This is a genomic window from Xanthomarina sp. (assembly GCF_035306605.1).
Classification (GTDB): Bacteria; Bacteroidota; Bacteroidia; order Flavobacteriales; family Flavobacteriaceae; genus Xanthomarina.
The window spans coordinates 1-12,346 of the sequence record NZ_DATGNR010000017.1 but is presented as its reverse complement, the minus strand read 5'-3'; the positions used below and the strand labels follow the sequence as shown (position 1 = coordinate 12,346).

The 12,346-nt window shown below is 30.8% G+C and carries 14 protein-coding genes; 8 read left to right on the top strand and 6 right to left on the bottom strand.

Annotated features, from left to right (window positions below; all coding sequences use genetic code 11):
* Positions 1-64: 64 nt before the first annotated feature.
* Both VKY41_RS02280 and VKY41_RS02275 read right to left on the bottom strand, forming a co-directional pair.
* Positions 65-1,012, bottom strand: coding sequence for a glycosyltransferase family 2 protein (locus VKY41_RS02280; RefSeq protein WP_500812815.1), 948 nt, complete (start codon positions 1,010-1,012; stop codon positions 65-67).
* 43 nt (positions 1,013-1,055) lie between these two features.
* A complete protein-coding gene (locus VKY41_RS02275) occupies positions 1,056-1,586 on the bottom strand; it encodes a DUF4199 domain-containing protein (protein ID WP_500812814.1) in 531 nt (176 codons plus the stop codon).
* Positions 1,587-1,761: 175 nt separating this feature from the next.
* Here VKY41_RS02275 and VKY41_RS02270 point away from each other — a divergent pair, with 175 nt between their 5' ends.
* From VKY41_RS02270 to VKY41_RS02260, 3 genes are all read left to right on the top strand, one after another.
* A complete protein-coding gene (locus VKY41_RS02270) occupies positions 1,762-2,013 on the top strand; it encodes a type B 50S ribosomal protein L31 (protein ID WP_500812813.1) in 252 nt (83 codons plus the stop codon).
* 134 nt (positions 2,014-2,147) lie between these two features.
* Positions 2,148-3,323: a GlmU family protein gene (locus VKY41_RS02265; protein WP_500812812.1), complete on the top strand. Its 1,176-nt coding sequence runs from the start codon at positions 2,148-2,150 to the stop codon at positions 3,321-3,323.
* Positions 3,324-3,511: 188 nt separating this feature from the next.
* The gene (locus tag VKY41_RS02260) at positions 3,512-4,231 is read left to right on the top strand and encodes a lysoplasmalogenase family protein (protein WP_500812811.1); all 720 of its coding nucleotides are present in this window, start codon (positions 3,512-3,514) and stop codon (positions 4,229-4,231) included.
* 40 nt (positions 4,232-4,271) lie between these two features.
* On the opposite strand, the gene VKY41_RS02255 is transcribed toward VKY41_RS02260, so the two are convergent.
* Positions 4,272-5,864, bottom strand: coding sequence for an ABC transporter substrate-binding protein (locus VKY41_RS02255; protein WP_500812810.1), 1,593 nt, complete (start codon positions 5,862-5,864; stop codon positions 4,272-4,274).
* 126 nt (positions 5,865-5,990) lie between these two features.
* Here VKY41_RS02255 and VKY41_RS02250 point away from each other — a divergent pair, with 126 nt between their 5' ends.
* Together VKY41_RS02250 and mtaB are read left to right on the top strand one after the other, a co-directional pair.
* Positions 5,991-6,776, top strand: a complete 786-nt coding sequence (locus VKY41_RS02250; protein WP_500812809.1) for a T9SS type A sorting domain-containing protein — start codon at positions 5,991-5,993, stop codon at positions 6,774-6,776.
* 198 nt (positions 6,777-6,974) lie between these two features.
* Positions 6,975-8,300: a tRNA (N(6)-L-threonylcarbamoyladenosine(37)-C(2))-methylthiotransferase MtaB gene (mtaB, locus tag VKY41_RS02245; protein ID WP_500812808.1), complete on the top strand. Its 1,326-nt coding sequence runs from the start codon at positions 6,975-6,977 to the stop codon at positions 8,298-8,300.
* A 57-nt stretch (positions 8,301-8,357) separates the two neighbouring features.
* On the opposite strand, the gene VKY41_RS02240 is transcribed toward mtaB, so the two are convergent.
* A complete protein-coding gene (locus VKY41_RS02240; RefSeq protein ID WP_500812807.1) occupies positions 8,358-8,654 on the bottom strand; it encodes an N-acetyltransferase in 297 nt (98 codons plus the stop codon).
* 118 nt (positions 8,655-8,772) lie between these two features.
* Between VKY41_RS02240 and VKY41_RS02235 the strand changes: the two genes are divergently transcribed.
* Both VKY41_RS02235 and VKY41_RS02230 read left to right on the top strand, forming a co-directional pair.
* A complete protein-coding gene (locus tag VKY41_RS02235; protein WP_500812806.1) occupies positions 8,773-9,447 on the top strand; it encodes an alpha/beta fold hydrolase in 675 nt (224 codons plus the stop codon).
* Positions 9,448-9,488: 41 nt separating this feature from the next.
* Positions 9,489-10,415 (top strand): lytic transglycosylase domain-containing protein, encoded by a 927-nt coding sequence (locus tag VKY41_RS02230; protein WP_500812805.1) that lies wholly within the window; start codon positions 9,489-9,491, stop codon positions 10,413-10,415.
* Between the two features lie 91 nt (positions 10,416-10,506).
* Here VKY41_RS02230 and VKY41_RS02225 read toward each other — a convergent pair whose 3' ends face one another.
* Both VKY41_RS02225 and VKY41_RS02220 read right to left on the bottom strand, forming a co-directional pair.
* Positions 10,507-11,079: a tetratricopeptide repeat protein gene (locus tag VKY41_RS02225; protein ID WP_500812804.1), complete on the bottom strand. Its 573-nt coding sequence runs from the start codon at positions 11,077-11,079 to the stop codon at positions 10,507-10,509.
* On the bottom strand, positions 11,069-11,965 hold the full coding sequence (locus VKY41_RS02220; protein ID WP_500812803.1) for a DUF6263 family protein: 897 nt from the start codon (positions 11,963-11,965) through the stop codon (positions 11,069-11,071). The genes VKY41_RS02225 and VKY41_RS02220 overlap by 11 nt, the downstream gene beginning before the upstream one ends.
* Positions 11,966-12,133: 168 nt before the next feature.
* Here VKY41_RS02220 and rpmH point away from each other — a divergent pair, with 168 nt between their 5' ends.
* Positions 12,134-12,295 (top strand): 50S ribosomal protein L34, encoded by a 162-nt coding sequence (rpmH, locus tag VKY41_RS02215; protein ID WP_324312679.1) that lies wholly within the window; start codon positions 12,134-12,136, stop codon positions 12,293-12,295.
* Positions 12,296-12,346: the final 51 nt, after the last annotated feature.

Here is a 12,346-nt window from a genome sequence, read left to right as displayed (position 1 = left end):
GTGATGCAAAAATAAGGATTTCAAAAAAGATAACTTGAAATTGCTCTTTAAATTATCCTAATGTCTAGGTATTGAGTTCGTCTTTAATTAGATAACGTTTTTTGTCCTGCTTTGTTCTAAGTATAATTTCACCTAAAAAACCAGCTACAAAAAATTGGGTTCCAATAATCATGGTTACTAGTGCAATATAAAACTGTGGACGTTGAGTGATTAAGCGTCCGTCTGGATGTAAGAAAAGTTTATCTACACCAAGATAAGTAGCAAAAACAAAGCCTATAGCGAACATTAGAACACCTAAAGCACCGAAAAGATGCATAGGACTACGGCCAAAACGAGACAAGAACCAAATAGTAATAAGGTCTAAGAAACCATGAATAAATCTATCTATCCCAAATTTTGTTTCGCCATATTTTCTAGCTTGATGTTGCACTACTTTTTCACCAATTTTATTAAAGCCAGCATTTTTTGCTAAAACAGGAATGTATCTGTGCATTTCACCATTAACATCTATGTTTTTAACAACATCTCTATGGTACGATTTTAAACCGCAATTAAAGTCGTTTAGTTTTACACCAGATGTTTTTCGAGCTGCGTAATTAAATAATTTGGAAGGTAGGTTTTTGGAAAGAACAGAATCGTAACGTTTCTTTTTCCATCCTGAAACCATGTCGTAATTTTCGGAAACAATCATGTTGTACAGCTCAGGGATTTCTTCAGGGTTGTCTTGAAGATCTGCATCCATTGTAATGATAACTTCACCTTGAGCTTTTTCAAAGCCGGCATGTAAAGCTTGCGACTTTCCAAAATTCCTTAAAAACCGAATTCCTTTTACGTTAGAATTTTTTTGCGCTAATTCTTCTATTGTTTTCCATGAGTCGTCTGTACTACCATCATCAATAAAAATTATTTCATAAGAAAAATGATTGGATTGCATAACTTTTGCAATCCAATCATGTAATTCTTTTAAGGATTCTTGTTCGTTAAGTAGTGGTATGACTACTGATATGTTCATATATATAATTTCAAGATTCTAGGCTCAAAAGTAAAGAATTTATTTAAGCTTGAGGATCTTCTTTTTTTACTACAAGCGCTACAATAAGTCCAACAACACTAAATCCAACTAACTGAAATGCTATAGATTGTAAGACCTTAGATAAGGCAAACATGTTTTCTTCTTTTTCTAATTGTTCAACTACTTCTGCTATAGCATCTTCAGGAGCACCAAATCCGCGCATCATAGTTACTTGCGAATCCAAGATTTTTTCTTGTAAAAGTTTAGCAGCTTCAGGATCTATAACATTAAATACAAGGAAACTTACAACTGAACTTATTACAATACCTAAGGCAATAGCAATAAAGTATGAAGTAAAGGCTTCTTTAAAATTTATAAACCCGCCTTTAAGTTTTTTTGAAGTCATGCTAGAAATGATACCAAAAACAATTACTAAAATCATAAGTGCTATACCATACCACCACTTAGTAAATAAATCTAAATTTACTGCGTAGGCAAAAACGGTAAATAGAGATAGAGCGGCACCTAAATATAAGCCATAGTTAATTGAATTTGATTTAATTGAAGTTTCCATATTGGTTAAAAATTTATTATTTTTACGGTTAATTAGTAAACAAATATAGTGAAACGTTACACCTAAAATTTTAAAAAATAATTAATATTGAAAAATAAAATCAAAAGTATTGCCCATTAGTAAAAAATGGTTAAATTTGCACCTCGAAAATAGAATACAATTAAAGCAATTAGCGATGAAAAAAGGTATACATCCAGAAAATTATAGATTAGTAGCGTTTAAAGATATGTCTAATGATGACGTGTTTTTAACAAAATCAACTGCTAACACAAATGAAACTATCGAAGTTGATGGAGTAGAATATCCATTAATTAAAATGGAGATTTCTAGAACGTCTCATCCATTTTACACTGGAAAATCTAAGTTAATTGATACTGCGGGTCGTATCGATAAATTTAAAACTAAATACGCTAAGTTTAAAAAATAAACTTAGTTTCAACATATTTCAATTAAGCCTTAAGATTTATCTCTAAGGCTTTTTTAGTTTTCTTTATTTAAGTTACTTTTGATGTAATCCTTTCTAATTATTGCAAGGAGTCACTCTAAAATTCTTAGTTTATCATGAATTATATTCTATTTGATGGTCCGTCCCGTAATAATTTATTGCCATTTACTTTTACTCGTCCAGTAGCAGATATAAGAATAGGTATTTTAACTATTAGGGAAAAATGGGAAGCTTATCTGGATTACACTACCACTACAGTTACCGAAGATTATTTGTCCGATAAATATCCTATGGTTGAAATGGACGAAAACATCATGATAAATGCTTCCTTTTTACCAAATCAAACTTTGGCTGAAATGGTTAAGAATTTAGAGGCGAATCAAGCTATATTTTATAATGAAGATGTTATAGCTTTTTACGCCAAAGATACTCAAGATGATATTGACTTTGATGATTATGAAGCAATTGAGTATAATGACGATTTAATAAAAATTGAACATACTTGGGATATTTTTTCGAAAAATGGAGAAGCCATTCAAGAAGATTTCGATTTGCTTACTAATAATAGAGAATCTCAACCTATTCCTACGTCGGTAAATACTATTAAAGCTGATTCTATTTTCATAGAAGAAGGAGCGAAGCTTGAATTTGTAACACTTAATGCTACAAATGGTCCTATTTATATAGGTAAGAATGCTGAAATTATGGAGGGCAGTATAATTCGTGGTCCTTTTGCCTTATGCGAAGGAGCAACAGTAAAGCTAGCTGCAAAAATTTATGGACCAACAACAGTTGGACCATATAGTAAAGTAGGAGGTGAGGTTAATAATTCTGTTATTTTTGGATACTCAAACAAAGGTCATGATGGATTTTTAGGAAACTCTGTTATTGGAGAATGGTGTAATTTGGGAGCCGATACTAATAATTCTAATTTAAAAAATAATTATGCAGAGGTAAGACTTTGGGATTATGAAACCGAAAGTTTTGCAAGAACCGGACTGCAATTTTGTGGTTTAATGATGGGTGACCATAGTAAATGCGGTATTAATACCATGTTTAATACAGGAACTGTAGTTGGTGTTAGTGCTAATATTTTTGGAAGTGGATTTCCAAGGAATTTTGTTCCAAGCTTTTCTTGGGGCGGAAGTTCTGGATTTACAACTTATTTAACCAAAAAAGCTTTTGAAGTTGCTGAAGTTGTAATGTCTAGAAGAAATGTGGAGTTTACGGATGTTGATGCTGCTATTTTAGAACATATTTTTGATGAAACTAAAAAGTTTCGTAATAGTTAATAGGAACAACTTTATAAATAAAATATTTTAAAAGGCTTATTCATATTCATGATTTAGAATACAGGCAAGCCTTAATTTATAAATTAACTTTAAACCTTAATTGTTGGTATATAAGTTTCTTGTCTGATTTTTGATAGAAAGAAAATTTATTTACTTAAATTTAGGTAGTTAAACTAATAGCCGCATACATGATGTTTATTTTAAAAAATAAACTTTACTTCTCAGTTTTATACTTCTCACTACTTTTATTAGATATAATTGTAAAACTCAATTTTGATAATATTAATTTTAGGTTTTTTTCAAAACCTTTAATGTTAATTTTATTGTTCCTTTTTTATATCATTAATAATAATGAAAAGTCTAAGAATAGGCGGTTCTATGTAATTATGGCTTTGTTGTTTTTGCTAGTTGGTGAAATGTTTGTTGTTTATAGGGAGGTTGTGACTTTTCTTTCTTTCTCTATTTTTTGTTTTACCATGGTTAAAATATTCTACATATTTAGATTCTCTAATCAGAATGATTTTAATTTAATAAGATTGCTTCCTATTTTAAGTTTTTGTTTCTTATATATACTCGTGTTATTTAATTTAATTTATGACAATTTAGATTATTTTTTAATCCCTGTATTGCTATTTCTTTTCTTGACTATGATTATAGCGCAGTTTGTGTATTTAAGAAAATCAGAAGTAGATTATAGAAGCTATTTGCTTGTAGCCATAGGAGTTACACTATCTATTGTAGCAGAAACAATGGCTATTTTAGATATATTTTATAATACGGGTTTTGTTAAAGAAAATGCGATATTGATACTATTATATAGTATTTCTCATTACCTAATTATTTTAGGTTTGGTTACAGAAAAAATTCAAGTGGAAAACAAGGACAATCTAAGTGTTTTTGAAGATTAGTTTTCTAACCAAGATAATCATGGTAGCTTTATAATAGGGGTTATTTTAGTGAACTTGTTTTTGAAGCACGTTTTAAATCCAATAAGTTTATTGGGTTAATACCTAAGCCTTCTATGTTTTTTCTTGTAAAGCGGACAACTTCGTCATAAAATAATGGGACTATAGGTGCTTGATCCATTACCAAACTATCCATTTTTGAATATAATTTTTCTCTTTCTATCGTATTAGTTTCGGTAAATGCCTGTTCGTACCATAAGTCGAATTGTTCATTTTTAAAATGAGTGTAATTTGGTCCATTAGGAGCAAAATTCTTAGAGTAATATAAGGATAGGTAATTTTCTGCATCAGGGTAATCGGCTACCCAACTAGCTCTAAACATATCAATTTTTCCATTAGCTTTAGCGTCTTTTAGGGTTGCCGCAGGCATAACGTCAACATTTACTTTTAGCCCTATTTTTTGTAATTCCCGTTGGATGTATTCGCAAAAACTCAAATAATTACTAGTTGTGGTTATGGTAATTTCAGGATTGATTATTCCTGTTTCTTTTTTAAATTCCTCTATTAGGTCTTTAGCTTTTACTGGCTGATAGGTAAAACCTATGGTTTCTTTATAGCCCGGCAAACCTTTTGGAATAAAACCTCCATAAGCAGGATTTCCAATGCCGTTTCGTAAGTACACCATCATTTTATGTCTGTCAAAGCCTAAGTTGACTGCTTTTCTTAATAAAGAAGATTGGATTTCCGGTATATCAGAATCCATATAAAACGCAAGATATTCAGTGTTTAAATATGGTCCTCTAATCATGTTTACATCGTTCACATAAATATCTCTAAGTTCTCCTTTAGCCGTAAGGATTTCATCTTTATACGATGCGTCCAAACCAGATACATAATCTAAGTTTCCTTGAGAAAATTGTAGAAATTCACTCTGTTTGTCTGGTAGAAATGTTATAGCTACAGCTTCTAAATATGGTAACTTATTTCCTTCCTGATCAGTTTCAAAATAAAAATTATTCTTTCTAAACACCAATTTGATGTTTTCTTCCCAACGCTTAAATTTAAACGGGCCTGTTCCAATAGGATTTGAGCGGAATTCAGATTTATAATGTTCTACTATTTCTTTTGGTACAACCGAACAATATTTCATGGTTAAAAGTCCTAAAAAAGCAGGGAATGGTTGTTTTAATTTTATTTGAAAGGTGGTGTCGTTTATTGCATTAAATTTAACTACTTTATTTAAAACCCAACTTCCTGGGGAAGCAACTTGTTTATCCAAGAGTCTGTTAAAACTATATTCAAAATCTGAAGCATTTACAGTTCTTGTAGAATCCTTTCCAAATAATGAGTGTTTGTGAAAATAAACGTCTGTTCTTAAAGTAAATGTATAAGTATGCGCATTGTCTGAAATTTCCCAATATTTTGCAATGCTTGGTTGTACATGCAAATCTTCATCCATTTGGACTAATCCATTGAATAATTGATTGACAGCCCAAATATCAGCATTGTCCTTGGCAAACGCTGGATCCAATGAGCCTATGTTTTTATGTTCGTTATATCGGAATACATTTAATGAGCTCTTTTCCTTTGAATTACAATTAAAGAAAAGTAGGAAAAGTATGAGAAAGTATTTCATTTATAAAATTAAAAGTCTATATTTCGATGAATTTAACCTATTTAAACCCTAAAATTATGAAAAAAAAATTACATTCTACCATTATTATTTATTTTGCTTACTACGGTTTCCTTTGGGCAAATCACTTTGACTCAAAGTACAGATAATTCAATTGTTAGTTTAAACTCTGTTTCCTGTTCAGCAGGTGGAGTGGTTTCTGATAATACATTTTATCGTGCTTTTGACATCACATCTTATGGTTCTGTTTTTAATGTATTAGAAGTTTCTTTTGGTGTAGAGGCAGTATCAAATCCATCCCCTAATTTTGCAGTTGATGTTATTATTTACAGTAATACTGGAGGTGCTTTTCCTGCAGGAACATTAACAGAGATTGCTAGAGTTTCAGTGCCTTTAGATGATACAGCTACAGGAACTATCGTAGATGTTCCAATTACAGCTACAGTCAATGCTCCTCAATTGGTTTTTGCGGTACAAACTCCTAATGAGTCTGGTGGAACTGCTCCAAATAATACAACTGGTTTTCAAATTGGAAGTAATCCAAATGGGCAAACTAATCCAGGCTATATTTCCTCAGCTGGTTGTGGTATAACTACTCCTTCAACATTAGCCTCCATAGGCTTTAATGATATGCACCTGGTTATGGAAGTTAGAGACTTTTTATTAAGTGTAGATGATTATTCATTAGAAAACAGTGTTTCTGTTTATCCAAACCCAACAAATGATTTTATAAATTTAAAAGTTTCAACCTCTACTAATATTAAAAGTGCAGAGCTTTTCAATATTATAGGGAAACAAGTTATTAAGGCTGGCAATACAAACACTTTAGATTTAACTAATCTTGAGTCTGGAGTTTACTTGCTAAAAGTTACTACAGATTTAGGTAGCTTAACCAAAAAAATAATTAGGAATTAATTGATTTTTTTAGTTTAGTGTAATAAAAGGAGCGCTTTATTAATTTAAAGCGCTCTTTTTCATTAATTTTGCAAATTCAAACTCTTTATGAAGAGTTGATATCATGTTATTTCAAAAACAGTACAGCTTTAAAGAAATTGAATTAAAAGCTGTCCATAATTTCAAATCGTTTCCAAGTGAAGGAAATACAAATTGTTTATGAGAAAAAAAGTCGCATTTTATACACTAGGCTGTAAGCTTAATTTTTCGGAAACATCAACGATTGCTAGAAGTTTTAAAGATGAAGGTTTTGATCGTGTTGATTTTAACGATCCTGCAGATATTTACGTTATAAATACATGTTCAGTTACCGACAACGCAGATAAACGTTTTAAAACTATAGTTAAACAAGCTCAAAAAAACAATCCAAATGCTTTTGTAGCCGCTATAGGTTGTTATGCTCAATTAAAACCACAAGAATTGGCAGATGTTGATGGAGTGGATTTGGTTTTAGGTGCTACTGAAAAATTTAAAATAACAGATTATTTAAACGACTTGTCTAAAAATGACTTTGGAGAAGTACATTCCTGTGAAATAGACGAAGCAGATTTTTATGTAGGAAGCTATTCTTTTGGAGATAGAACTCGAGCGTTTTTAAAAGTACAAGATGGTTGCGATTATAAATGTACTTATTGTACAATTCCATTGGCTAGAGGTATTTCACGAAGTGACACGTTACAAGGAGTTCTTAACAACGCTAGAGAAATTTCAAAAAAGAATATCAAGGAAATTGTACTTACCGGTGTAAATATTGGCGATTACGGAAAAGGTGAATTCGGAAACAAAAAACACGAACATACTTTTTTGGATTTAGTAAAAGGATTAGATGAAGTAGAAGGAATTGAAAGATTACGAATATCTTCCATAGAGCCTAATTTACTAAAAAATGAAACCATAGATTTTGTTTCTAAAAGTAAAACCTTTGTTCCTCATTTCCATATTCCTTTACAAAGTGGAAGTAATACCATTTTAAAACTTATGCGTCGTAGGTATATGAAGGAGCTTTATGTTGATCGTGTTTCAAGGATTAAAGAAACTATGCCAAATGCTTGTATTGGAGTTGATGTGATTGTTGGATTTCCTGGTGAAACAGATGAGTTATTTTTAGAAACATACAATTTTTTAAACGAGCTAGACATCTCGTATCTACATGTTTTTACCTATTCTGAAAGAGATAATACCGTAGCAGCAACTATGGATGGAGTTGTTTCTAAAAGAACAAGAGCTAAACGAAGTAAAATGTTGAGAGGCTTATCGGTTAAAAAGCGTCGTGCTTTTTATGAAAGCCAACTAGGAAAGCATAGAACTGTGTTATTTGAAAATGAAAATAAAGAAGGCTATATTCATGGATTTACCGAAAATTATGTCAAGGTGAAGTATCCATGGAATCCTGAGTTAGTAAACACTTTACAAGAAGTAAAGTTAACAGAAATAGACCAAGATGGTCTAGTTAGAATAGAATTTGTAAAGGAACTGGTTAATTGAAAAAAAATCCGAAACTATTAAGTTTCGGATTTTTTTTGTTTAACTCTAGAGCTTGAATTATATTCTAACCCCTACAGGCAACATACGTTTGTATTTTCTGTTTTTACGAACAAATTTAGCGATTTCCGGACTAGTAGGAACTACGCTTAAATTACGTTCTTGAATATCATTAAATACAGTTTCTAAAAAGTTGTTTTGAAAATCTTCAGAATTAATCTCTTCAGGTATGATGAGCTTCGTTAAAAATATTTTGCGTTCTTGTAGTGAATATTCAATTTTAGCTAAATGTTCATCAATTTTAAGCTCATATTGACGTAAAAAGTCATTATCTATAAGTTCAGATGCTTCAATCATAGTAAGAAGGTGTTTATTTAAAAGGAATTTAGGAGTAAGCACTATTTTTCAATAGTTTTGTAAAGCAAATTTACGAAATTTTTTCGATATAAAATATTGTTTCACTACATAAATGCTTATGGCTCAAGATATAGTACATGTTTATTTTGTTCCTGGAATGGCAGCTAGCTCTTCAATTTTCGAACATATTAAGTTGCCTGAAACCCAGTTTAAAATGCATATGTTAGAATGGTTGTTACCTATTGAAAATGAGTTGATTGACAGCTATTCTAAGCGAATGAGTGAACTGATTAAACATGATAATGTAGTGTTAATAGGGGTGTCTTTTGGTGGTATTATTGTACAAGAAATGAGTAAGTTTTTGAGGGTTAAAAAGTTAATTATTATTTCGAGTGTAAAATCGAGGTATGAGTTACCAAAACGAATGAGATTAGCTAAATTTACAAAAGCATATAAGTTTATGCCTACAAGTTTGGTAAGTAATCTTGATACTCTAGCTAAATATTCCTTCGCTACTACCATAAAAAAGCGGTTAGCCTTGTATAAGAAATACCTGTCAGTAACCGATAAGTATTATTTAAGCTGGGCATTTAAACAAGTTGTTTGTTGGAACCAGAAAGAACCAATCCAAGGAACTATACATATTCATGGAGAAAAAGACCCTGTTTTTCCACATAAACATATTGGTAACTGTATTACAATAAAAGGAGGAACTCACGTTATGATTATTAATAGATATAAATGGTTTAATGAAAATTTACCAAAGTTAATTTTGGAGGAAAAATTGGCTTAAAAATTGCTATAGTTTTAGTAAATTTATAAAAACTACATAGGATGAATTGGGTTAGAAATACATTGGCTTTTATTGGATTAGCTAGTTTAATGATGGTTTTCGTTTATGCGATGCAAGATGCACCAACAGATGAAAATTTTGAAAAGAAATTAATAAACGATTATAATGTTTATGCACTTCAAATTCCAGATGATTTAAATTTTGCTGGCGAGGAACTTCCGTTGCACGATCCGGATGTTTATGAACGTATGGACAGAGAGCTTTTGGTAAACACCTATTGGCAATCTAACGGTTTATTAATGTTTAAACGAGCTAATAAGTATTTCCCAATTATAGAGCCTATACTAAAAAAACATGGTGTTCCAGAAGATTTTAAATACCTAGCAGTTATAGAAAGTGGTTTGGTTAACGTTGTTTCTCCAGCGGGAGCACGAGGTGTTTGGCAAATTATGCCGGCAACAGGGAAGGAGTACGGCATGGAAATTAATGAAAATGTTGATGAACGATACCATTTAGAAAAATCTACTGAAGTGGCCTGCCAATATTTAAAAAAATCTAAAGAAGAATTAGGATCTTGGACCTTAGCGGCAGCAGCTTATAATGCTGGCAATTATGGGGTTTCAAGACGTTTAAAAGAGCAAGGAGTTACAGATTATTATGATTTGTTATTGGGGGAAGAAACTGGAAGGTATTTATTTAGAATTGTAGCTTTAAAGGAAATTTTATCGAATCCGGATAAATATGGCTTTAACTTTAGAGAGAAAGATTTGTATAAAGAAATTCCAACTTATAAAGTGAAAGTTGATAAGCCTATTTCAGACTTTGCTTCTTTTGCAAAGGACCATGGAATTAACTACAAAATTTTGAAAATCCATAATCCTTGGTTAAGAGAACCTCATTTAAATAACCGGACACAAAAAGAATATCATATTGAAATTCCTAAGGAAGGATATTATAAAACAAATTAATATTAGCTTAAATGTTTAGCATAAAAAAAGCTTAACTCTTTTAATTGGAGTTAAGCTTTTTGCTTTATGGCTTTTTAAGTATATTAATAAACTATCTGCGTTTACCAGCACGTTGTTGTCTATGTCCACCAAAATGTTGATTAGGCATTTGAGCTTTCTTCATATTGTCTTTCATCATTTTAATCTGTTCGGTAAGCATATTTCGTTTGTCTAGTTTTTGAGCTTCACTTAAAAGTAATTGAGCTTCTGTTTTTCTTCTTTTACTAAAAGCTATTCCTGCTAAATTTAATTTTGCCATTGCTAAATCATGATCCATTGATAGACCTAGAGTTACGGCTTTTTTAAAGTAGCGTTCAGCTTCGTTCATGTTTTCTTGAGAAACCATAATTCCATTAAGATAATTATAATAACCTTGTTGTTTTTTCACCAAAGCGGTTTCAGGATTTTTTATTTTATCCAACCACTTTTTCGCACCTGGAAAATCTTGTTTTCGTAAACGCAAAAAGGCCAATAAAATGATTTCGTTTTTAAAATACAGAAAAATAAAAATTGTAGATAAAAGAAGGTACATAATACCATTGCCTATAAATCCTTCTATAAATTGGTAAATAGCATAAGCAATTATTAATCCTGCAATAATTAATTTAAATACTTTATTGTACATGTTTTTTAGTTTTATAAGTTGTTTTAGATATAATTGTTGTTGGTATTTCTTGTTTGTTTATTTGGTCCGTTACGGATGTTCCTTTGGTATTGGAGTTAATGATTATTAGTTCAGGGAAACCTGATTTTTTATTAGCAATAACTTGGGTTTCTTGTGTGCCTTTCAATTTCATGATGTATAATTCTTCTTGAGAATTCATGCTGATGTTGCTTGTGCCACTTAAAACAATATTTTTATTCATTTCTTGTAAAGTCCAATTGTTTTTGGCTTTAACATTTCCAGCAATACTATTTGTCCATTGGTCACCAACCGAAACTTTCTTTTTTGGATAACAATAGGTCATTTGTTCAAAGCTTCTTGAAAGACTTTCGTTACCATATTCTTTTTTAATCGATTCAAACAGAAGTTCTTTAGTGAAAACATCTTCAATTCCAGATTTATTAACCATTTTTTTTATCATGGCCTCTGTACCAGTAACATTGATTATTTGTCCTGTTTTTAGCATTTCCATTTTCAAAATGGAATTAGTTAACTCAGTGAACATTTTAGCTTCAAAATCGCCTTCTTTTATCTTCGTATTTGTGTCCACATTCATCAATTCACCATAAATATTTGATGTGGATTTCATTTTTAGTCGTTTAAAACTAAAATTAATGACATATGAACTGTCTGTTTTTGCTATGACAATTAAATTAAAATCACATTCTAAATTGTTAAACATTTCATGCTTAGAGCCATTCATGTTTTGCACAATTTCTTGTGTGGCAATTTGTGTAATTGTCAGATTATCACCAATATTAAGCTTGTATTCTAAGGTTTCCTGAGCAAATATAACTTTTGAAAACAGCAGAAAACAAAGTGATAATCTAAGAACAAAAAGGTTCATTTTAAACGAGTTATTTTGATACTGCAAAGAAACTAAATTTTTATTGAAAAAATATTTTTAAAATAAGGTTTGTGAAATAAAAAAGGCTTCGTATATTTGCCCCCAGTTTTAGACATAGGGACAAAACAAGTTATTTAGATAATAAAGAAGATTTTAAAGATATAAGTAATGAGTAAAAGAACATTTCAGCCGTCAAAGAGAAAGAGAAAAAATAAACATGGCTTCCGTGAAAGAATGGCTTCTGCCAATGGTAGAAAAGTATTAGCTCGTAGAAGAGCTAAAGGAAGAAAGAAAATATCTGTGTCTTCTGATCCAAGTCATAAAAGATAATGATTAACAATTGTTAATATATAAAAGGTGTTACTTTACGGTAACGCCTTT

Bases quoted from the DNA above. Each gene is read 5' to 3' on its own strand.
- VKY41_RS02280 (WP_500812815.1), bottom strand. From the start codon at position 1,012: ATGAACATATCAGTAGTCATACCACTACTTAACGAACAAGAATCCTTA.
- VKY41_RS02275 (WP_500812814.1), bottom strand. From the start codon at position 1,586: ATGGAAACTTCAATTAAATCAAATTCAATTAACTATGGCTTATATTTA.
- VKY41_RS02270 (WP_500812813.1), top strand. From the start codon at position 1,762: ATGAAAAAAGGTATACATCCAGAAAATTATAGATTAGTAGCGTTTAAA.
- VKY41_RS02265 (WP_500812812.1), top strand. From the start codon at position 2,148: ATGAATTATATTCTATTTGATGGTCCGTCCCGTAATAATTTATTGCCA.
- VKY41_RS02260 (WP_500812811.1), top strand. From the start codon at position 3,512: ATGATGTTTATTTTAAAAAATAAACTTTACTTCTCAGTTTTATACTTC.
- VKY41_RS02255 (WP_500812810.1), bottom strand. From the start codon at position 5,864: ATGAAATACTTTCTCATACTTTTCCTACTTTTCTTTAATTGTAATTCA.
- mtaB (WP_500812808.1), top strand. From the start codon at position 6,975: ATGAGAAAAAAAGTCGCATTTTATACACTAGGCTGTAAGCTTAATTTT.
- VKY41_RS02240 (WP_500812807.1), bottom strand. From the start codon at position 8,654: ATGATTGAAGCATCTGAACTTATAGATAATGACTTTTTACGTCAATAT.
- VKY41_RS02235 (WP_500812806.1), top strand. From the start codon at position 8,773: ATGGCTCAAGATATAGTACATGTTTATTTTGTTCCTGGAATGGCAGCT.
- VKY41_RS02230 (WP_500812805.1), top strand. From the start codon at position 9,489: ATGAATTGGGTTAGAAATACATTGGCTTTTATTGGATTAGCTAGTTTA.
- VKY41_RS02225 (WP_500812804.1), bottom strand. From the start codon at position 11,079: ATGTACAATAAAGTATTTAAATTAATTATTGCAGGATTAATAATTGCT.
- VKY41_RS02220 (WP_500812803.1), bottom strand. From the start codon at position 11,965: ATGAACCTTTTTGTTCTTAGATTATCACTTTGTTTTCTGCTGTTTTCA.
- rpmH (WP_324312679.1), top strand. From the start codon at position 12,134: ATGAGTAAAAGAACATTTCAGCCGTCAAAGAGAAAGAGAAAAAATAAA.